Source organism: Aquimarina rubra, assembly GCF_042684305.1.
GTDB lineage: Bacteria > Bacteroidota > Bacteroidia > Flavobacteriales > Flavobacteriaceae > Aquimarina > Aquimarina rubra.
The window spans coordinates 191,804-213,568 of record NZ_JBHULE010000019.1 but is presented as its reverse complement, the minus strand read 5'-3'; the positions used below and the strand labels follow the sequence as shown (position 1 = coordinate 213,568).

Here is a 21,765-nt window from a genome sequence, read left to right as displayed (position 1 = left end):
TATAGTAAACCAATATACACCGATGACTACCCTACGAATATGGATTGATTATAGATGTATAAAACGATTATATTTAATATAGCAGTGCTATTATTCATATACTATCTAATTAGATGTATAAAAGGAATAAAGGTACTAATACAAACAAGTTGTAAATAATTAAAAATGATTAAACCTTTATCAAAATACCTTCTTTTAATTCTGCTAATAAGTAGTTTAAATGCTTTTTCGCAAGAGAGAAAAATTAGAATAGTAAATAATATTGAAAGTTTTTTTCAAGCGCTAGATAATGATACAGAAATAATTGTAGAAATAGATACATTAGACTTTACGTCTTATAAATTATCAAAAAATCATGGAGTTAAAAATTTTGAACTAGCTACTAATAAATCAAAGTTATTTGCTAGTAACGAAATGAAAACTTTTTTCGTTCAAGCTGGAGAGGGATTGGTTTTATATGGCTTTAGTAATCTAAAGATAAGATCGAAAAATAATTTAAATATCATTTCGCATAATGAGTATGATGATATTTTAACATTTCGCAATTGTAATAATATCTCTCTTGAGAATATATCAATATTCCATACGTATCCAACCTGTACTGGGAATGTGTTGTCTTTTTATTTCTCTGATGATATTACATTAAAAGAAAGTAGTTTAAATGGTAGTGGAGGAATTGGACTTTACTTAATAGGAACCAATAAAGTAACCTTAGAAAAGACTTCGATTTACAACAATGCTTTCAATGCTATTTCAGCCATTAATTCTAAAAACGTTAGTTTTTTAAATTGTGATATTTATGAAAATAATACTTTGGATACCTATTTTTTAATAGATACTCAATTTAGTGAGCTATACTTTGATAATTGTAATTTTTATTCTAATAATGCAGATCGATTATATAACAATAATGATGATATAGATAATTATGTTTTAGGCATAGAAGAAGTGGGATACACTAAATATTTTAAAGATGACAACAGCAAAGAATATAATTTTGATGTAAAACCATTTATTCCTTCATTAATAGATTGTTCTTTTGATGCAAACGAATTTGAGTTCCTTCAAGATCAAAAAGAACATACATTGAATAATAGTATTCATCAAAAAGTCATACTTGATTTATTTTTGAGTTCTCTAATTAAAATTATTGATAACTATTGGAACAATAATTTAGAAGTTTATAAACTAATGAGTTTTATAGCTAAGGAAAATGTTTTTTTAATGAAGGAAGAATTTAAAACGCAAAATGATTTTTTAAATTTTTACTATGATTACAGAACTAACAAGGAATATGGAACATTTGATGCGTTTAATTCTTTAGAAAGTATAGAGAAAATAGCTGAAAACACCTACTCGATAAAAATTATCGTTTCCTACAAAGATAAACCGATCGAAGTTGAATGGGTTATTGAATTTAACAATGATAATGAAGTCATAAAATGGACTCAAACTTAAAAACATTAACTGTTGATGACAACATATAGAGTTCGAAGAGTATTCAGAATATATAACTTCTGGACAGCAAACCTATATCGGTCAGGAAAAAGTTGAACCAGGAAAAACTGTGTTGGTAGAAATTTCGATTTTGAGCAAAGATCATTCTGCACATATATTCTATGAAAATATGTGTTTTGAGTTTTATGGAGGCAAACATAAAATAGGATCAGGAATAATATTGAAGATGGTGAATGTAAGTTTGAAAATGAAATAGCTGTTTTTACAGATGTAAATAAATTATTTATAGTAAACTAATAAATAACAATGACTACGCTACGAATATGGATTGATAATAGATGTACAAAACGATTATATTTAATATAGCAGAGTGTTATTATTTATATACTATCAAATTAGATGTATCAAAGGAATAAAGGTACGAATACAAACAAACAGGTAAGCTAACCATACATAAAAGAAATGAAAACAAACCAAATTAACATCTTATTTCTAACAATCATTTTATTTGGGTTATATAATACAATATATTCTCAAAATATGGATACTTGGTCTGGTAATTTTATTTTGAAATCTTCAAAATCTGAAACTATTGACTCTATAAGAATTAGAAGAACTAGTGATGTAAACAAAGATGATGTCGCTGGTAGATTTGAATCTGATGTAAGTCGATGGAAAATAACTTCGAAAAACGACAACTATCAAAATGAAGTAATAGCAAGACGATTCCTTTTTGATATAGAAAATGATGAAAATGAATATGAACAATTTGATTGGACTGAAATGTATTTAAAAAGAGAAATAGAATGTTTAGATGCAGGTCATTTTTTTATTTGTCAAACAAAACCAAATAGTAACGTCAAAATTGAAAATGAATCCTTTTTTACCAAAACAGGTATTTTCGGAATAAGGCTGCATTATGGATTATTTGAATTAGAAAAATATGAATAAGCTTAAAAAGTACACTAGTAAACATTAGCAGCTCATTGCGGCTGAGTCCCTTAATTGAAATTCATAGCAATTTTGCAATCTTATGGATGCATCGTAATGTTTCCTTAGGGAAATTCTGGAACAAGTCATACGTAAATCGTTAGTCACAAATAAAAAAATTCTCTAATAGATGGATTACAAAGAAATTGAAAACTGGATAAGAGAGAATATAACAAAGAATGGAAACGTATCACTACATATTTTTTCTAAAGAAGAGAAGATTTTTGAAAATCCGTTTGGTTTTTCTCAAGAACAATCTGAATTGATTAATCTCAATGGATTTCTAAAAAAAATCGGAAAATTTTTAACTAAAGTTGGACAGATTAAATCTGTTTTCTGGTTCAAAATAAATCTAATTGACAATGCAGTTTCAGATTTAGTTGGATTAGGAAAAATAACTGATTTGAACGATTTAGAGCTAATATCAAGCTTAATTATGTATGATAAAGCTGACCAAAACGGAGATGTAGTTGTTGGGATATTTGATACATCAAAAGAATGGTTAATAAAACTAACGAATGACCAAGACCAAAATAGAGTTTATATACGGTTATATGGGAAAGGTAAAATAATTCAATTATTAAAAAACAAAGCCAATGGCTAACCATAGCTAAGACTTAACAGTAATTACCTAAATAAATATCATTTATTAATGAAAAAAGCAATTATACTACTATTATTATCTCAATTTCAATCTGTTATTGGTCAAAAAACTTTTGAACAAATCATTGATGAAATACCTTTTTATAGAGACTTTGGTTATTATGATAGTGCTGAAAAAAAACAAGGGTTTTCTATACAAAATGAGACTCAAATTTTAAAAAGATTAGAACTTCCTTCTTTAAAGAATAGAGAATATTATATTATAGGTAAATATGAAATAAACAATTTAATTGTTCTTTTCTTTTCAGAATATTCAGCTTCAGAAAATATTCATTTTGCTATTCTTCTTGATAAATCATTAAATATAATAGATAGGTTAAAGGAAACTGCTTATGATAATGAAGAAGGTTTTTATGGAGTAAACTCATGGATAGACTATAATATTTTAACTGTCAATATTCATAATATATATAACAATCCAGAATACGTAAAAAAACAATATTCAATTACAGATAGAGGTTTTATAGCTATAAAAAATCAGGTTATTATAAAAACACCATCAGGAATTAGAGTACGTAATAAACCAACAACAAATAGCGCTATTGTAGCTACTGCACCAAATCTAAAAGTTTTTGATTATTTATCTACTGTATCCGAGATAGATTCAACATCTGTGTTTGATAACGGAAAATATTTAAAAGATCGGTGGTTAAAAATTGCTACAAAAGATTCTATACAACAATTAGGATATGTTTTTGGTGCTTTTGCAAAAAGACGTATTGAAGTAACGACTAATGATTATAAAGTGATTCTTGATGAAATATCGAAAGAAGAATTTTATCAACAAGAAGGTGAGAATTATAGTAATCCTTCTGTTAAAAAAATTACAGGTGCTAAAAAAATAAAAAGTATTTTAAAAAATCAATTAATCGGAGCGTACGATGAAGAAGATAATTATAATGTAAAAAAAGTATTGACAGACAACGGTAACGAAGTCAGTGGCTTTTATGAAGAAGAATGTGTGATTTCGGCCTACTATCCTCAATATCATTATTTATTATTTGAATGTGGCCATGCTTCTGACTATTTAATAAATCTAAAAAATGGAGAAGACGATATTAACCGAATAGGAAATCCGGATTATTACCTATCATCTCCACAAAATACATTTCGTTTAAACGGCTATTATAGTGGACAAACGAATGTTCATTTTTTAGAAAAAAATAATAAAAATGCTGCTCCAGAGTATCTGTTCAGTATTTCAAGCCTTATTCAGTCAGATTACTTAGAAACATATTTTTGGAAAGATGATAACACTATCCTAGTAAAAGTTGAAAAAATGCATTATAAAATACAATTACAACAACTTTAATTTATGATAGTAACAAACTATTGCTATCAAAGTGTAACGCCTTTAGCCGCTAAATGCGTTTATATCATTTGCACCGAACGTGGAATATAATTAGAAAATGAATAAAGAAGAATTTTACAATAATTTAATCAAAGCTACGGAAGCTGTGTATCCTTTTACCTGTAAAATGGTTGTTAACCAACTTCCAGATGATTTTAAATATGTTGTAAAGATATATTCGAATTTTAGAGAAGGACTGGAAAAAGGAGAAATGACTTTTCCTGATGTGAAAAAACTGAACCAAACAACAAAACCCATTGATGCTAAAGAAGTAATAGATATTCTTTGGATGGATAACGCAATTCCTGAATGGATTAATATTCAAGTGGATGATTATGATGAAAATTACACCTATTTTTCTCTAGAGTGTTGTGGAAGATATTCTAAACGTAAAGAGCATTTGTATCATGTTCAAGAAGGGTATCCTCCTTTTCATTCTTTAAGTCCTGCTTTACCATCAGCGTCTTTAAATGAAGATGGTGAAGTAATCTTAAAATTTGATATACGCTGGAATAAAAAATAACTGTATAAGATAGGCTAGACCGAAAATAATCGTTTGTTTTCTGTCATACTTGCTATATATTAAAATGGTTCTAATTCATTTTGAAAATAGCTTGTATGAAAATAAGACATTTCAATTTTATGAAGGGCCCCATTTAATAGGCTTTGGAAAAGTATTGTAAATCGTGAATTTGAGTTTGAAAATGAAATGGCTCATTTCCCAAGGTTTAAATATAATGAGTTTTGGTAATTCAATAAATATGGATTCTAAATCTACAAATATAGATTGACAGTAGAATTATAAGATAAATATATAATATAACAACAAGTAACTATAATAATGCCATCAAATTACAGATATCACATAAATAAGGGGCCGATATAACTTTTTAGACCCAATAAGTATAAATGAAAAATCATTTTGAAATAAGAGAAATAAAAAAAGATGATAAGAGAATAAATTTCGACTTTTTTATAGACGGGAAAGCATTGTCCAAATCGTTAAATATTAGTCGTTTTGATTTGGCTTATTGTGATTTTGATTTAGATATAATTGAGATTGATATAGCTAAGTTTCCAAAGTATGATAGAACAAAAGTTAACAAAAATGCTGTTGCTCAGTTTTTAGGGAATAATGAGCCGTGTAATCAATTTGACACAAACCGAATGGTATTGTATAGATGCCATTGTGGAAGTGATTATTGCGGTGTTATTTCATTTAACTTGGTTAAGCAAGATGATGTGATAGTCTGGAAAGAGATAACCTATGAGGATGATGATTTTGAATATGGGAAAGAGATAGAAAACAGCGGAATAAAACCAATAACAGAACTAAAATTTGCCAGAAGGGAATATGAATTGGAGTTTGAAAATTATTTAAAAAAATACTGTGTCTAATAATTTGATTAATAGTGATTTAAATGGCGAAATGAATATAAAACACGATGAATAAAAAAATATTATTAAATCTAAATATACTAACCTTTACAATTTTGTTTTTTAGTTTCCATGGAAAAGCACAAAAAATGAAGAATTTGGAAAATGTTTATAAGACTGAACTGGAAAATGGAACTTGGATAACCGATAGGATTTTAGGCTTAGACCCTAACATTAAACAATACAATTTAACAAAGTTTATTGAAAGAAAATTTGCTGGTAATTTGACAAGTTTTGGAGATAAAATGATTTTTAATAGTAGCTATGTTGCACCTTGTGGGAATGATAATTTTACAACAGTAATTGGAAAATATGAATTCTTCGACAAGGAAAAAATAATCATTTCCGTTGACTCTGTTACGTATTCTGGTGAATGGGAAAAACCAACTGAGTATAGAAAACCAAAAAAGATAATATTTTTATTATCTAAAGTTGATGAGACAATAGTTTTTACAAAACAAATTGATAAGAAAAACTAAAACGAACCAATTACTTAACCAATCAAATGATACAAGTCGTTTACAATTAAAAAATCTGAAATTATTGATTATTCACCAGAATCTTTAAAAGATTTCGAATTGTTGATGTATGAATATATAGACAATCTACATTTTACTTTAAACCCAAACAAGTGCCTTGAAAATGCAGATGAATATATTGCAATTGCTAAAGAAAGATTTTTAAAATCCGGTTGAGCTGGAGATGGTAATATCGAATTAATGTGGGTGCCACCATTCATGCTAAAGGATGAAGATGGGAAGACTTTATTTTGGAAAAAAACAAAAGGAATTATTGTCTGGCATGTTAAACAGGAAAGCGATGGGATTTCTTGGTTATTAATTCCAAGTGAATTAAAACTGACGTAAGAAAACCAATCTCCAAACTTGAATAGCAATTGTTTATAAAAGAAATAAATACTGTAATTAAAATGACAATAGAAGAAATAAAAAAAGAAGCTGCACAGTATCAATTTGAGGATGTAAAATCTCTTTCTATAAAAGTTGCTGAGCTTAAAATTAAGGGCGTTTCCTTTTTAGGTTGTGTAGCATTTGTACAAGTCAACCAGAAGATCTCATTAAAAGAAGCCCAAGAATTAACCTTACAGCTAGAAGCATATACCAAAGGTGAAAAGAGAAGAATCGAAGAGGGAATTGATGTAATGCTTAGCGATTTTAAAGAGGAAGAGTAAAAGTAATCAGTAAATGGAAACCCAAATTCAACAAATAGAACAATTATTTAATATAAAGCTTGAAAAGCATGATTACAACAACAAAAACCAAGTAAATACCTATACTACTTGGACACAATTAGAAGGTATTAAAGAATTAAAGTTAGAAGACATTAAGATTGATGATATTGAGTTGCTGTTACCTTTCTCAAAAAACTTGCACACCTTAAAATTGATTAACTGTACTATTGGAAATATTGCTGAGTTATACAATTTTGAAGGTTTGTGTAATGTAACGTTAGACAATGTTTGTATTCAGGATTTAGATGAACTTTACCAAAACAAACGCTGTACCACTGATTATGATGGGAATTTAAGGCAGGTAAACCTAAAAAATATGGAAATTAAGCATCTTGGCGTATTACAACCTATGGCTAAGAATCTAGATCATGTTTTTATTACCAATTGTACCCTTCATAATTTTTATGAAGTAAACCTGTTCCCCAAACTATACGATTTGCGATTAAACGGTGTAACCTTGAAACAATCAGATAAGGATCGTTTATATAAGCCAAATCCTGATAGAAATTTTACCTGGTTATCCATTACTAAAATGAAGATTGAAGACATTAGTTTTTTCGCACCAATCTCCAAAGGCCTACACGGGATTACTATTAATAGCTGTTCAGTAGGTAGTATCAGAAAATTATCCGCGTTTACTGAATTAAAAGAATTAGAGATAGATTCTTCAACAAGTATTAAAGATAGAGAGTCTCCACAAGATCAACAAGCCTCTTTTCTAATTAAAGAATGCATTGTGGGCGAAGAGCGAACTAACCCAAAAGCAAAAGTTGATTTACATAATTTAGTATCTGTAGCACAGTATATCAAAAGTTTACATTTTCATCAGTATGTGCCTAATTCAACTGCTTTCTTGTCTAATTTTTCTCAACTTGAAAAATTAGAGTTTACCTATAGCTCAGTTTTGCTTAGTGATTTTTTGCCCATAGCAGATCAAATTAAAAAAATATCTTTCAATCAATCAGAATGTATAGATCCAGAAGCCTTACAATATTTCAAGAAATTAGAACGCATAGAAATTGAAACCGATCCTCATCAACTTGGACTCAAAGATTTTAAAAAAATAGGGCCACTACAACATCAGTTAAAAAAACTAAAGATTAATGAAGATGAGGTAGCCAATATGGAAGCTATTAGAGAGTTTACGGCATTAGAATCTTTAGATATCGAAGTGCAATCTATAGCGGCAACAGAAAGTGTTTTATCCCTAAGTACCTTGTCCAAACTAGATGTATATATAGATATTGAGTCAGAACCTACAGAACCAATAGTACTAGATCTTCAACATCTTAAGAATATTGAAGAGTTGGTTTTAGGTGGAACGAATACATTCAAGTTTATTGGGTTTGAACATTTGAAGCATTTAAAAAAGTTGACGCTCTTTTGTGATTGCAAAATCCATGGTTTGGAAACGATAAAGAATCTAGAATATTTATCCATAGAAGAAAGCATCGATATTAATAAAATACCTGCTATGGATTCTCTTAAAACACTGGTGTTAGAAGTAGATAAAGAGTACGAAATTTATTCATTAGAACAATTTCCAAACCTAGAGAATCTAAAAATTCAAGCGACCAATAACATTCATCTAGGAAAACTGAGTAAACTTAAGGTGTTGTATATTCTATGGGTAGATATAGAAACCACAACTTGTTTTGATAATTTACCAAATCTCGAAAAATTAGATCTAGCATGTCGTAACCTTTCTGTGATTAAAAATCTTGATAAGCTTACTAATTTAAAAATGTTGAATCTTTCAGAAAATAAGATTCAAAATATAGAGGGGCTAGCAAATTTAAAAAGTTTAGAACGGTTGAATTTATATGAAAATGAAATCTCAGATATAAGTGTATTGAACACCTTGCCAAATTTGAAAGAAGTCAATCTAGCAGGGAACAAATTAGTGGATAAAGAATTCAAAAAACAATTGCAAAATCCCGAAATAGCTGTTTTTTATGGTATAGGACGTGTGCCTTTTTGGATATGGAAGGATAGATGTTTTAAATTATAATAATGTTTTTAAACTATATTAGAATATGATAGAAAATTGGAAAGACACTGCATTTGGCTCTGATTTTGGCGGTGATTTTTTAGAGCTAGTAGAAAACATAACTGATGATACGCTCACTATGGATTTAATATATACTAATATCGATGTAAAAAAGTATATTGATAATCCTGATGTACTTAAAGAACGAACCGATAATAATGTACAATTCACGAATTCAAAATTCGAGCAATACATTCATTTCGAAGATTTGATTATTGCACTTTCAGCAATAATTGTCGAAGCTCAATTAAATGGCCAAGTAGACTTAACCAAAGCATTCGGCAATAAAGTATTGAAATTTCAAGCAGAAAAAGAGGAAATCATACCTATTTATAATGCTTTGCAAACAATTTATAATACTCCTGATAACTATGTTTTGTTTGAAATGTGTATGCAAGAAGAACGAGAAGAAACGCTCAACGATATAAAAAATATACTTACAGCTTTTGAGAAAATAGTAAGCTAAAACTAGGTGAATAATTTCTTCATTTTGAACGGATGAGATGAATCTAAAAAAAACAATAGAAAAAATAATAGGAAGAACTCTTTTTTCAGAAGAAGGGATACAGAAAGCTAGTATTCTGGAACAAGAAAAACGGTTGAATATTAAAATCCCATCGGTACTCAAAGAATTGTATAGTACCGCCGGAAACAATACTTTATTCTCTGATGGCTTTCATCATTTAGCTGAAATTACAGAACTATTTATCAAGGATAATAAGTTGGTGTTTCTTCAAGAAAATCAGTCTGTATTGCATTGGGCTGTTGATTTAGCAGATTCAAAAACAGTGTATCAAACCACTGATCAAAGTTTTGATAAAGATGTTGAATGGTATAGTGAAGAACTACATGTAGATCAATTTATCGAAACGATTATATATCTTCAATGTGTGATGTCTGATGAAAGCTTTCATAATAAAGCAAAAAGTGGATTTCGATATTTTGCATCTCTGGATATTAGTGAATATCATAACAATAAAAAATCTAAGAATTTTATAGATAATTTACATAATGATTTTAGACAAATAGTGAATGGAAATGGATTGTCTATCTATTGGAATCCTGAAACTATACTCTTGTATTTTCTTGATAAAGAAAATCAAATAAGTGATATGATATTGACCTGTACAAAAAATGAAGATGTGTTCGATAGCCTGATTGATGAATATGGGTTTTGGGAATTATAAAACATATAAAAAGCATTTTGAATATAAGAGATCGATATCAAGAAATAAGTAAGGGAATGGAGTCTGAGGATAGACTTGTCCAATGGAATACCATGGTTTCCTGGTGTGAAGTATGGATTCATCATGAAAATCAGAATCTACAAGCCTTACTCGAATTGATTCACCATCTAAAGACTGTTGGTTTTGGGATGAGTTTTACCCGAGTCAATCACATAGAGCATTGGGATTATCAACTGGAAAAAATTACAATGAAAGATATGATTTACCCATGGTGTATATACGGTATAATGACGAAGACAATAACTTTAACATTCAATATCAAAAAGGCCAAGGCGGTGAGACGAAGCTTGTAGAATGCGCAGATAACCTTACTGAAAATGATTTAAATGAGATTAGACTTTGGTTACATAATACAAGTAACCGTAGAGAAAAATGAATAAAGCAAGTTTAAACAGGTAACAAAATAGATAGAAAAGATATCTATAAATGATAGAGGGTGTCACAATACTATCAGTAATAAGTACAAACAATTATATGGATAAACCTTTGATTCAAATTTGGGATTCGGTTGGATTAGGGCTCATCATAGAGTTTCCTTCTGGTATCATGATTTCTAACCAAACAGGAGGAACTAGTTGTCTTCACCCAAAAATTGAAGGCGTGTATGTGCCATTAGCTAATGATTATAAAGAGAAAAACAAAGAGTTTTTGAGTCCGGAAATTGAGCTGACAGCATATTTTCAAGGATCGAAATATAAAGGAAGTGGAGCTATCAAAGGTATTGATCTTGAAGATGCAAAAGAAATACATACAATTATGGCTACATCAGGTTTGCATGAATGTATCGAAATAGACTTAAACAGGTTAAAGGAATCCCACGAAGCCTGGATTAGAATAAAAATTTATGATAACCCAAATAATGAACTTATTAGTGGATTTAAAGAGTATCCTTTAAACGGAATATTAACTTGGTCTAATAGTGATTAAACAAGGTCCAAAAGTATTCGCTAATAATAGAATCTTATCGGTAATTCTAAATAAATGAAACTAAAAACCCCCATAGAAATGGATTACTTTATTTTTTAAACATGAGAAATGGAAATTAACTATAATCACGTAATTAAGCTTTTAAATTCTGAAACAAATAAAATTGTTGAAGAATTGCGAATAGATAGTACTAAGGAATTAGTGGATAGAAAAAAGAATATTAATAACGCAATTAAATGGTTGAAAAAAGGAATGGATAATCAAATCAATCCAGATTTAAATATCATTATGATTCCTGAAAAAATTACAAAAACACCATCTTCCGAATATAGATTAATTGAAGATCATGAATCTGATGAAAGAAAGTATTGGACTGAGGTTAAACTTAATAATGAGGAATTAAGACCATTGACTGGAGATTTTTTAATTATGAAATAAACGAACAACATAAACGAACCCTAGTAGAGCGTCAATATTAATTAGTAAAATGAAATTATCAACCCCTATAGAAATTGATTTTTTGGAGTTTTTTAAAACGGGAAAATTCGATTATTTAAAACTAGGACAAACCAAAGAATGGATCATCAATAATTTTCCGGATCCAGATTGCTATGACGCCAGTTTTTTGACAGAAGAGGTAAATATCTGGACCTACGGTGGTATTGAGTTACATTTTGAAAATAAAAAGCTGTATTTGATATTTTCAGATTATTGGTACGAAGGGAAATTAGAAAATAGTAAACAATTAAAACTTAACAAATGGATTTTTAATGATATTGGTAAACTGAATTTACGATTTGTTTTAGAGTCATTAAATGCACAGAACATCGATTTCAAGAAGAAAACAGACAAATTAGGGGTGCTTTTACGATTAAATAGCGGTGTGGAGTTAACGTTTGAAAATTTAAATGATATCGAAGGATTAGACACAAATGATTTTCACTTAACTTCTTTCGGACTTGTAGCAGAAAATCCTCATCGTTGGAAAGATGATATGTAATCTGAATTTCACGGATATGGAGTTCTAGCCTACGAATATTAGCCAACTATCGTATATAAGCCATTAGGATAATTTAAAGAAATAGTTATGATTTTAAAAGAGAAGAGCAAAGCCATAGGAATCCTTAAAAAGGTTTATCACCACGCAAACACGGATTACGAAACTCAGTATGATGGGATTGTTGGTTATAAAACTGATTTTCTTTCTCAAGAACAATGGAATATTTTAAAGGAAAATAACCTTATTCCAAATAAGATTGAAAAATGGACGCACGATGATTTTATAAATAGTTTCTTAAAATTGAAGGAGAATAAAAAACTTACGTTGGAGTTTTCTAAAGCATTGTTTTTAAAAGGTATAACAGGAGATTTTCCGAGATATAGGCAAACTTTAATTAGCTTTTTATATCTACAAAAGGTTGAAGAACATACCTACATAGCTTCCAAAAAATATTCAGGCTGCGCTATTTGCGGATTACCTGAAAGTACAACCGAAGATAGTACTCATAATTTATTTACATATTACTTGGGACATTCTTGGAATGAATCCCCTAAGCACTTTGCGGCAGAATTAGAAGACATACTTCAATATCCGAAGCCAGAGATTTATGAAAAAGACAAAGAGCTTTTGGTAAAACTTCTTTTGTCTATTGATGATTCAGATAAAAATGAAACACCAGGACAACTTGAAAAAAGAATAGCTAAAGAAAAACTTTTACCAAAAACAGATAAATACAAGAGATATGGGATTTTACAAACACTAGCTATATTAGGAATATTACCTAGCAATGCAGAGTTTGATAATCAACCAGCTCGTTCTGACATAGTTTTACCCCTAGCAGGATGGAGAGGAGAACTTGGGGTGGATTTTCAGAAGGCGATTGAAATATTTGAATTGAAAGTGCCCAAAAAAGGAGTGTAAAAAATTTGGTTATATATCTATTCATATACAAGAGTCCAATCGGCGGTTGTTTTCAACTAAATTTTACGAATATAAATTACCACCCGACTGATATTGATTCATTATAGGATCATAAAAATGAATATGCTTAATTTATATAGAAGTTGCTTTATAACCTGTATGTAGGCAGATAAACATAAAAAAGTGTATTTATAAACGAGTTGTAATACATTGACAAAATGAACGAAATAGTAATAATAGATAACCATCCAGAATGTAGTATAGGAGCACCGTGCCCGACTATAGTGGCAAGTGAACATAAGGTTGTCTTATCCTATTATACAGACGATGACACTATATGCCAAATTATATTCTCTCATTGTTTTGAATTCAAAATGGGGATGCCAGATGAAAATATGATCGAAAAATATCCATTAGGTGCTTCAGGATTAATGGACTACGAATTTCAAAAAGTTAATCATTCATCCTGGATATCAGCTATTGAGAATCAATACAAAACCATCTCAGAATATTCACGCGATGGAAGAAAATATGAACACTATATTTTTACTTTTCATGATAGAAGTTTTGAATGCATTTCTTCAGGGTTCGAAATCAAGATTAGTGAGAAGAATACTATGAATGAATCAATGACGGATGCGATTCATGAAATATAAATGGATTACATCGATAACTAATAGATTATTAAAAAGGAAACAAAATGAATTGGAATAATTATTTATCTGAAAACAAATCACCTTCTAGTTATCCTCATTTAGGAGTTATAGAAGGAACTGTACGCTGTCCATTTGATATATCAGAGTTATCCAAAAATGCTAAAATAATTGAGATAATTACACCTCCCAAAAAGGTAAAGTTGAAATATTCTAATTATAACCATTTGGCAAATAATGATGTTATTGAAGCAATAATAACAAATGATATTGATGAAAATCAGATAGATGTTTTATCTTCTTTACCTAATCTAAAATACCTCCATATTTCTAATAACAAAAAGGAATCTATTCCGAGTTTATCTGCATTAAAATCGTTAAAAGTTTTGATATTAGATGGATTGATAAAAGTTGAAAGCATTGATTTTTTGAAAGATTTAAAAAAAATAGAAACACTATATATCTATGGAATAAACAATCTTTACGATTTGACACCACTCGAAACACTGCCTCAATTAAAGGAGTTATGGTTAGATCACGGGAAAATGAGTGGAACTGGAAAAGCAATTAAGAGTATGAAACCTCTTTCAAAACTAACAAATCTGGAGTATTTAAACTTCATTTTAAATACGGAAAATAAAAATTATGACATTTCACCTTTATTAGAACTAAAAAAATTAAAGCATTTGAGAATCTTACCGAGGTATTTAAAAAAAGGTCAAAAAGAAGTTTTGGAAAAAGAGCTTCCTTTAATCAAACTGGTTTAAAGAACACTATCAATGAATCAATGACGGATTCGATTAATGAAATATAAAAAAGCAGAGATTTTAACAGTAATAGAATGAATCTTCATCAAGACATAAAATATAGCATACTAAAGCATTTTGATTTTCTAAAGGATGTAGGTTTCTCCGAATTTGAAGAAAAACAATTGGCATATGAAATTCATTTTTTTTGTCATAGAGAAGAGGTGAAATTAGATATCTGTTATGAATTAATATATTCTACACCTATTTGGATAACAATTAACGGTATAGATATAATGACTATTCAGAAGAATAATTTATTGATTAAAAATATTTATGAAGAAAAGAAAAGTTTATATGATTCGAATTTTAAAGAATATTTAAAATCAAATAAAACTGAATACTTGAAAATTAATGAAAAGAAATACGAAGCTGTTGGGAAAAAATTGAATGATAATTTATTACAAGAAGTTTCAAGGGTTTTAAAGGACAAAGGGAATCTTCTACTAAGCGATTTTAGCGAAATAGAAAAGGCAGAAAAACAAAGACTAACTGAAATCGAAAATCAAAAGAAGGAATATCTCAAAGAAAATGGAATCTATACTTGTGAATATAATTGGAACGGTTTGATTTGTGAACATGAAGGTACATTGAGAGAAATAGAAGAACATCTTATGGAAAGAAAAGATATGGATTTGACAGAAATAGTGATTCTAGATAGGAATGGAAATAATATTAAGAAATAATCGCAGCCATCACGTTGTATAAAACAGAGTTAGTAAAAGCTCTTCGAAACGATATGAAAATTAAATTAACCATCTTTATTTTAGCATTAAGCTCCACTTTGTTCTCGCAAGAGTTAAAAATAATTCACGCAGTTCAAGAAAAGGATGCTAATTTTTTTGACTACGAAGATTATGAGGCACCTGATAAACCAATTGGTAAATTAATATTTTTAAAAGGTTGCAACTGGTATTGCGGAGGTTCTGTAAAGTCAATTAGCGCTTCGTCTCAATTGAAAGAAAATAACGGGATAAATTACGCACCAAAAAATACACACGATTTTGATAAAAACACAGCTTGGGTAGAGGGAAAACCTGATTATGGAATTGGAGAATTTATTGAATATCGTTTTGATTTTAGCGAAATGAAAGACTACAACGGAGGTCTAGGAATTAATCGAATAATATTGGCAAACGGATATAAAAAAAGTAAGACGACTTGGAAAAATAATTCCCGGATTAAGCGGTTGAAAGTATATCTTAATGACAAACCATTTGCTATGTTACATCTTTTGGATTCTTTTGAAATCCAAACTATTGACATTGGCGAAATCAAATTTCCGGTAAATACGGAGACAAAACTAAAATTCGAGATAATTCAAGTGTACGAAGGAACAAAATATAAAGACACTGCAATAAGCCTGTTAATGTTTGACGGCATTGGAGTGCATTAAAAAACATAAATCACAGATAGCTAACTCTTTATTATAAGTAAAAAAATGAACAAAATAGTATTTCTTTTAACCTGTATAGTATTCACTTCCTGTTCACAGAAGAAAGAGAATGCTAATGATTCGATACAACCTGAGCCTAATGATAATCAAATTTCAGAAATAGAAAAGTCAAACACAGCAGAACTAAACGAAGAAGTTTCATTAGGTAACTACAAAGGGAAAATTGGAACCAACTTAGACGTTGTATTTCATTTAGAAAATGAAAATGGAAACGTGTCAGGATTTTATTATTATGAAAAAACAGGAATAGATATCAGCATACGTGGTCATATAAAAAAGGATACTTTAATAGCCTATGAATTAGATTTTAAAAACGACACTACTGCTATAATAAAGGGAACTATCAGAAGATCGGGCATTCATGGAAAATGGATGAATAGTAAAACCAATAAAGGATATCCATTAACCTTGGATATCATAAAAGATAAAGTACAGCCTTTGCCCAAAACTATAGAAGGAAAATATTATGATGAAATGTGTGGTCTAACACTCTCTTTATTCAAGTCAAAAGGCGCGTATTTTTATAAATATAGTTCAAGCGAGAGAAACTTAAAAGGTAAGGTTCGTTTTATCAGAGGTGATGAATTGTATATAAACTTGGAAAATATAGAATATGCAGAGGATTATTTTGATGTAAGTTTAGCAGAAGATGATCCTGAAAAATCAAAAGAATATGACAGATTGAAGAAAATAGGAAAACGAAAAATCGGAGTAGAATGCCTTTATACTGCAGAAGAAATCCTTATTCAAAATTATGGCAATGCAATGAATTATTATGTGAAATTATATGATTGTGGTGAGAAATATATTCATTTAAAAAAACAGTAATTAAGGCTGATATCATACTTAACAAAACTCAATTATAATATGGTTAGCAGCAAACAAATACTTTTATCCTTACCTTTTCTTAAATGATTACGAAATGAAATATATACACTACGTTATAATATTAATAATAGGATGTTTTACCTCTTTCTTTATTTGGATGTATATACAAAGAGCAAATCTTGATTATAATACTGAAGGCACATTTTTATCTCTAGAAGATGGAGTGGTTTATAAAGAACAAGCGAAAGAAGTATATGGGATCCTTGCACTTTGTGGACTTATTTTAACAGGAGTACTTGTTTACAAATTGATAAAAAAATAAAGTCAATGGATATTACGCAGGCCAAAAAATTAATACATAAAGAGTTTAATGCACAAAATGGTTTAGATGTACTCTTTAGAATGAGTGCTGATATAGAAGAAGAGCGAATAACCGAGTTTTTAGAAGCACTAAAATGTATAGAAGAATATTATGCGGACAAAAAAACTATAGAAAAAAAGTTGGTGTACCAATTGTTTAGTATGCACCAAACTTTAAAAGCAAGCATGGGACATTGGAAAGTGAGTAGACCAGAAGGTCTAGATAAAGATACGTGTTGGAAGATTTTTGATGGGATCAGGAGTGTCTTCTCGAGATTGTAAATAAATTTTATCCCGTGTGTGGATTGACGTTACAAAGCAGCGCTTTGAAAACCTTTTTCCACCAGTATAAGATTTATTTTGAGTTAAAAAATCTTGAAGCCTTGGAAAGATTTTAGCAAAATAAACCTGGTTTTAAGTGAAGCTTAAAAATACCTTGGAAAAAGCGCCTTTTCTTTTGTTTCGTTTTCTTTGGGCGAGCAAAGAAAATGAAAAAGGTTAAATCCAAGAGATAAAGTTTAAGATTGTAACTTTTTAAATCTTTAAAAATCAATACGATACATAATATGTCAATGGTAGTTAAATTATAAAAAAAATGGCATTAGACTTTCATAGACTTAGTAACAATGAGTATTTATTTGGAATCGATGATCATAAAAACAATCATCTAGAGGAAATATATACAGAATTCAAAAATTGGACAGGAATATATGTGGATCGTTATGGAGATACAAATCTTACTGTCGACCATCAAAAACTGATGATAAAAATAATAGATAGTTACATTCATAAAACAGACTTGAATGTAAACAAGCAAAAAACTATTGATATTATAGAATTTAGAGCATTGATGGACTATTTTTCTGATAAAGGAATTGACCTAAAAATGGTAGGAGACTAAATAAATTTTAAGAAAATATGATTATCCGTAATTAAGAATAGTAGTTTTCGTCAAGCTGAACTTGTTTCAGCTTCTCATCAAAGTATTAGTTATGATGAGATTCCAAAACAAGTTTGGAATGACGCAAAGAAATAATTTATTACTAACAAAAGAAATTCAATTAAAAAAACATCAATGAATAGAAAAAACAACCGCAGATTACTCATAATCACTTTGATTTCTATTTTGATACCATCTCTTGGTTTTAATCTATTCCAATGGAAAGAAAAACAATCGTATATAGAACGAATTATAAAGAAAGATAAGGCCATTACAGAGATTCGGAATACGATAAAAATTATTACAAAAGCACCTAATTCGATAGATGCAATTCAGGGCGCACTAAAAAAGGATTTCAATGTCGCTTCAGAAATTATGTATAGCGAAATAGATAGTTCATTTTCTTTTGTTGTTACACCCAAAGATTGGAATCAAATTGATTATCAAGGAATATGGACATTTTATGGGCTACAAATTGTTTTTGATAAACAGAAAAAATTTCAGCAAATTGACTTTTATAAACCATAACCAATAAAACAAAAGGTAGTACAGTAATAACGTCCAGGAATACTAAAAGGACGCTCTAAACATCCTTTTCTGTAATATGAATATAGAAGATATAAAACATATTAGAAATACCTTAAATATTGGGTTAACCGAAGCAAAGCAATTGCTGTCAGAAAAGGAAACAGTAGAAACTGCCATACAAAAATGGAAAGATGCACAAGCTGAAATCTTAGCAATCGAAGAAAATAAAAAACATATTGACTTTAAGGATTGGTTTTACATTAAAGATTTTTTTGTGGAATGCTCGCAACGTTTTTTTAATGACAATGAAACCATCCCAAATAAAATTAAACCCTTGTCAGAAAACTATTCGAAAGAACTTTGGAATAAACATGTTTCTGAAAAGCATCGTCATTTAATGATGGTAAGGTCTGACGAGGATTGGAATATTAAAAATATTCAATCTTTTGCAAACGAATGGAGTTGGGGTACAAGTTGGAATAAGGATGATTATTCAGCATTTGAAAAAAACGTTAAGCACAGACTAGATTGGAATGATAATGATATCATATACTTTTTTTGGGGAAGGTATACTGCAGCAGAAACCGATTGGGAAACACTATATAAATATTGGATTCCCTTTATGTATGAAGATGAAATGAACATTGTTTTAAACCTGAAAAGTAAAAAGGCACTAATAATTGGAGTTAACGGAAGTATTGGGATAGGGGAGAGAAGGGAACTTTAATAACAATGAAATCGATTTATGACAAACGAAGACAAATACAATCTCTATAACGCTGTTGACTTAAAGGGGATGACATTGTTTGAGAAATACAAATATCTTACAGAAAACGATGCAGATATTGTAAAACTCAAAAAACAAATTAAAAAAATTGTAGCCAGTAAAAAGTTGTCATCAGTAATGAACGATACCAAGTGGTTGGAGTTACAGCAAGGAATAGAAACCCTACCATTTCCACCTGCGTATAACGAAAAGTTAGTACAATGGAATGAAATCAAATTTAGGTTTAGTGAGATTGAAAATGAACCTGCTTTTTTAGGAGATTGGTCGAGTTTTTGGGAAGAAGGCCTTCCTATATTCTTTACTATCGAATGGCTCGAAATAAGACCAAAACACAGAAAAAACATAGGACGGTTAGTTCCTCCAAAAATACTAGATGAAACCACAGAATTGATTCAACTATTGAACAAGTTGAATATCCCTTTTGAAGAAGAAAAAGGAACAATAATTATATATGGCTATAAGTAAGCCATAAGAATAAAAATAAATGAAACGCACTGCAGAAAACATAAAACAATTAGTACAACAAGAGTTATTGATGATTACAAACCCTACTGTCAAAAATGAATTGGTATCATTACTTGTGCCCAAACCCATTGCTCATACAAGAGACTGGGACTACGGAGTAGCTGATGACACCTATGAGTGCTGGACGATTGCTATGGATGAAAAAACAGATACATCCATAGTATATTCTGATTTTGGATTTGGTCCAAAAACACCTTGGGGACTAGTTCCTACAAACAAGTTATGGATAGGAGCCGATTCAGGTTGGTTTGGTAATTTAATGCAATGTTATCTAGATTCTTTTTCTGCTGGCGAATTACCTATTTGGGTAGTAGAAAAGGAGGTGGGTGCCATACGAACTGTATTAACTCAAAATACAAAAATGGATATAGCTTTTAATCAAAGAGATACCTTGATGAAAGAGGATAGTAAAGGAAGATACTATGTGACCTATATGTTGGAATAAGATGATAGTATTTTCTAGATCGAATTAAAGAAACCTATTGAAAATGAATTTTGAATCATTGAAGCAGCAAATAAAAACGGCCACTAAAAATGCCTTTTTAGAAAATCTAAACAAATACGGAAAAGAAATTTGTGGATTTGCATTGGTAAGTGATGATGGTGCTATGACAGTAGTTCCATATACAAACACCAGTACCCACTTACAAAAAATGCAAAAAGAAGATCCATTATATAAAGAAGTATATGAATTTGAACCTGCTGAATGGTATACATCAGATGGAGCAAATGATGAAGTAAATGCTATTTGTAAAACTTTAAATAAAGAGGTTTTAAGAGAAAATGTAAATTTTGAGGCTTTTAAAAAACAGTTATTTGAAACTTGCGTAGAAGTATTGGAAGAATTACAACATGATAATTTTTTCAAGGATAACTTACAGAAAGCCATTTTAGTATTATTTAGTATTTCCGACACAGATGAACCAGAAGAGAATCTGATAAAATGGTCAAAACGCACTAATACTATGACTTATGGAGAAGCATACCAAGCATATCAAAATAAAGTGTGGGAATAAAAATTAGAGGATAGTATGATAAAATTTGTAGAATGCTTAAACGATACTTGGGATTATTTCTTTTTAACGGATCCCGCCAGTCTTTTACAATTTAAAAAAGAAAATAATTTGTCAGACGATTTAATGTATGAATTTACAACCAATGAAAGTGCTGAATTAGCTACTCAAAATGGAGTAATGATACCTATGAGTAATATTAGTAATCAACCATACACTATTTTTTTTAATATCAACAATCAAACTTCTGAATTTGATAAAGAAACAAGCGCTTTATCATTTAAAAAAAGTGGATACGTTTTGAATGTAATCAATAATGAAATTTGTTTAGTGACTGTTCCTTATTTGAAAAACTGGACTTTAGAAAATGGAATGAATCGTTTAAAAGAGGCAATAAAAATGGGTGTAAGACAAAGTGTTACGCTTCAAAACGGTTGTTACGCTGTTACTATTTTGGGAGGATTTACAATACAGGACAACGAACAAGAAGCTACGTTTGAGTTTCGAATCAATCCAATAGCAAAAGGAACACAAAGTACCGTTACTGATATTGGATTCTGTTATTTAATAGAATAA

General features: G+C 29.6%; 30 protein-coding genes. All 30 read left to right on the top strand.

The features are described 5' to 3' along the window. Positions 1 to 165 precede the first annotated feature (165 nt). The 30 genes from ACFSR1_RS09475 to ACFSR1_RS09330 all read left to right on the top strand — a co-directional run bounded on the left by ACFSR1_RS09475 (position 166) and on the right by ACFSR1_RS09330 (position 21,765). Positions 166 to 1,458 (top strand): right-handed parallel beta-helix repeat-containing protein, encoded by a 1,293-nt coding sequence (locus tag ACFSR1_RS09475; RefSeq protein WP_378291873.1) that lies wholly within the window; start codon positions 166 to 168, stop codon positions 1,456 to 1,458. A 462-nt stretch (positions 1,459 to 1,920) separates the two neighbouring features. After that, complete coding sequence (locus tag ACFSR1_RS09470; RefSeq protein ID WP_378291871.1) at positions 1,921 to 2,409, top strand: phosphate ABC transporter permease; 489 nt, start codon at positions 1,921 to 1,923, stop codon at positions 2,407 to 2,409. A 169-nt stretch (positions 2,410 to 2,578) separates the two neighbouring features. Beyond that, the gene (locus ACFSR1_RS09465; protein WP_378291869.1) at positions 2,579 to 3,052 is read left to right on the top strand and encodes a hypothetical protein; all 474 of its coding nucleotides are present in this window, start codon (positions 2,579 to 2,581) and stop codon (positions 3,050 to 3,052) included. 48 nt (positions 3,053 to 3,100) lie between these two features. Continuing rightward, positions 3,101 to 4,423 (top strand): SH3 domain-containing protein, encoded by a 1,323-nt coding sequence (locus ACFSR1_RS09460; RefSeq protein WP_378291867.1) that lies wholly within the window; start codon positions 3,101 to 3,103, stop codon positions 4,421 to 4,423. A gap of 97 nt (positions 4,424 to 4,520) precedes the next feature. Further along, complete coding sequence (locus tag ACFSR1_RS09455; RefSeq protein ID WP_378291865.1) at positions 4,521 to 4,985, top strand: hypothetical protein; 465 nt, start codon at positions 4,521 to 4,523, stop codon at positions 4,983 to 4,985. Between the two features lie 386 nt (positions 4,986 to 5,371). Further along, the gene (locus ACFSR1_RS09450; RefSeq protein ID WP_378291863.1) at positions 5,372 to 5,860 is read left to right on the top strand and encodes a hypothetical protein; all 489 of its coding nucleotides are present in this window, start codon (positions 5,372 to 5,374) and stop codon (positions 5,858 to 5,860) included. A 47-nt stretch (positions 5,861 to 5,907) separates the two neighbouring features. Beyond that, positions 5,908 to 6,378, top strand: coding sequence for a hypothetical protein (locus tag ACFSR1_RS09445; protein ID WP_378291862.1), 471 nt, complete (start codon positions 5,908 to 5,910; stop codon positions 6,376 to 6,378). Between the two features lie 449 nt (positions 6,379 to 6,827). Next, positions 6,828 to 7,088, top strand: a complete 261-nt coding sequence (locus ACFSR1_RS09440; protein ID WP_378291860.1) for a hypothetical protein — start codon at positions 6,828 to 6,830, stop codon at positions 7,086 to 7,088. Between the two features lie 13 nt (positions 7,089 to 7,101). Then, entirely contained in the window at positions 7,102 to 9,159 is a 2,058-nt protein-coding gene (locus ACFSR1_RS09435; protein WP_378291858.1) for a leucine-rich repeat domain-containing protein, read from the top strand. 25 nt (positions 9,160 to 9,184) lie between these two features. Continuing rightward, positions 9,185 to 9,664: an imm68 putative immunity domain-containing protein gene (locus tag ACFSR1_RS09430; RefSeq protein ID WP_378291856.1), complete on the top strand. Its 480-nt coding sequence runs from the start codon at positions 9,185 to 9,187 to the stop codon at positions 9,662 to 9,664. Between the two features lie 37 nt (positions 9,665 to 9,701). After that, complete coding sequence (locus tag ACFSR1_RS09425; RefSeq protein ID WP_378291854.1) at positions 9,702 to 10,385, top strand: hypothetical protein; 684 nt, start codon at positions 9,702 to 9,704, stop codon at positions 10,383 to 10,385. A gap of 220 nt (positions 10,386 to 10,605) precedes the next feature. After that, complete coding sequence (locus ACFSR1_RS09420) at positions 10,606 to 10,821, top strand: hypothetical protein (RefSeq protein ID WP_378291853.1); 216 nt, start codon at positions 10,606 to 10,608, stop codon at positions 10,819 to 10,821. 98 nt (positions 10,822 to 10,919) lie between these two features. Then, positions 10,920 to 11,372, top strand: a complete 453-nt coding sequence (locus ACFSR1_RS09415) for a DUF6210 family protein (RefSeq protein WP_378291851.1) — start codon at positions 10,920 to 10,922, stop codon at positions 11,370 to 11,372. A 108-nt stretch (positions 11,373 to 11,480) separates the two neighbouring features. Continuing rightward, the gene (locus ACFSR1_RS09410; RefSeq protein WP_378291849.1) at positions 11,481 to 11,810 is read left to right on the top strand and encodes a hypothetical protein; all 330 of its coding nucleotides are present in this window, start codon (positions 11,481 to 11,483) and stop codon (positions 11,808 to 11,810) included. Between the two features lie 49 nt (positions 11,811 to 11,859). Next, positions 11,860 to 12,372, top strand: a complete 513-nt coding sequence (locus ACFSR1_RS09405; RefSeq protein ID WP_378291847.1) for a hypothetical protein — start codon at positions 11,860 to 11,862, stop codon at positions 12,370 to 12,372. A gap of 87 nt (positions 12,373 to 12,459) precedes the next feature. After that, the gene (locus ACFSR1_RS09400) at positions 12,460 to 13,293 is read left to right on the top strand and encodes a hypothetical protein (RefSeq protein WP_378291846.1); all 834 of its coding nucleotides are present in this window, start codon (positions 12,460 to 12,462) and stop codon (positions 13,291 to 13,293) included. 218 nt (positions 13,294 to 13,511) lie between these two features. Then, positions 13,512 to 13,949, top strand: a complete 438-nt coding sequence (locus ACFSR1_RS09395) for a hypothetical protein (RefSeq protein ID WP_378291844.1) — start codon at positions 13,512 to 13,514, stop codon at positions 13,947 to 13,949. A 44-nt stretch (positions 13,950 to 13,993) separates the two neighbouring features. After that, complete coding sequence (locus ACFSR1_RS09390; protein WP_378291842.1) at positions 13,994 to 14,713, top strand: leucine-rich repeat domain-containing protein; 720 nt, start codon at positions 13,994 to 13,996, stop codon at positions 14,711 to 14,713. 74 nt (positions 14,714 to 14,787) lie between these two features. After that, positions 14,788 to 15,438: a hypothetical protein gene (locus tag ACFSR1_RS09385; RefSeq protein ID WP_378291840.1), complete on the top strand. Its 651-nt coding sequence runs from the start codon at positions 14,788 to 14,790 to the stop codon at positions 15,436 to 15,438. Positions 15,439 to 15,491: 53 nt separating this feature from the next. Beyond that, positions 15,492 to 16,148, top strand: coding sequence for an NADase-type glycan-binding domain-containing protein (locus ACFSR1_RS09380; RefSeq protein WP_378291839.1), 657 nt, complete (start codon positions 15,492 to 15,494; stop codon positions 16,146 to 16,148). A gap of 45 nt (positions 16,149 to 16,193) precedes the next feature. After that, positions 16,194 to 17,036, top strand: coding sequence for a hypothetical protein (locus ACFSR1_RS09375; protein ID WP_378291837.1), 843 nt, complete (start codon positions 16,194 to 16,196; stop codon positions 17,034 to 17,036). 94 nt (positions 17,037 to 17,130) lie between these two features. Further along, entirely contained in the window at positions 17,131 to 17,358 is a 228-nt protein-coding gene (locus ACFSR1_RS09370) for a hypothetical protein (protein ID WP_378291835.1), read from the top strand. A 5-nt stretch (positions 17,359 to 17,363) separates the two neighbouring features. Further along, a complete protein-coding gene (locus ACFSR1_RS09365) occupies positions 17,364 to 17,678 on the top strand; it encodes a hypothetical protein (protein ID WP_378291834.1) in 315 nt (104 codons plus the stop codon). 313 nt (positions 17,679 to 17,991) lie between these two features. Next, positions 17,992 to 18,297, top strand: a complete 306-nt coding sequence (locus tag ACFSR1_RS09360) for a hypothetical protein (RefSeq protein WP_378291832.1) — start codon at positions 17,992 to 17,994, stop codon at positions 18,295 to 18,297. A gap of 174 nt (positions 18,298 to 18,471) precedes the next feature. Further along, the gene (locus tag ACFSR1_RS09355) at positions 18,472 to 18,864 is read left to right on the top strand and encodes a hypothetical protein (protein ID WP_378291830.1); all 393 of its coding nucleotides are present in this window, start codon (positions 18,472 to 18,474) and stop codon (positions 18,862 to 18,864) included. Positions 18,865 to 18,940: 76 nt separating this feature from the next. Further along, positions 18,941 to 19,591 (top strand): DUF2947 family protein, encoded by a 651-nt coding sequence (locus tag ACFSR1_RS09350; protein ID WP_378291829.1) that lies wholly within the window; start codon positions 18,941 to 18,943, stop codon positions 19,589 to 19,591. An 18-nt stretch (positions 19,592 to 19,609) separates the two neighbouring features. Then, entirely contained in the window at positions 19,610 to 20,116 is a 507-nt protein-coding gene (locus tag ACFSR1_RS09345; RefSeq protein WP_378291827.1) for a DUF6678 family protein, read from the top strand. A gap of 19 nt (positions 20,117 to 20,135) precedes the next feature. Beyond that, entirely contained in the window at positions 20,136 to 20,621 is a 486-nt protein-coding gene (locus ACFSR1_RS09340) for a hypothetical protein (protein WP_378291825.1), read from the top strand. Positions 20,622 to 20,664: 43 nt separating this feature from the next. Further along, a complete protein-coding gene (locus ACFSR1_RS09335; RefSeq protein WP_378291823.1) occupies positions 20,665 to 21,192 on the top strand; it encodes a DUF4303 domain-containing protein in 528 nt (175 codons plus the stop codon). Between the two features lie 15 nt (positions 21,193 to 21,207). Further along, on the top strand, positions 21,208 to 21,765 hold the full coding sequence (locus ACFSR1_RS09330) for a hypothetical protein (RefSeq protein ID WP_378291822.1): 558 nt from the start codon (positions 21,208 to 21,210) through the stop codon (positions 21,763 to 21,765).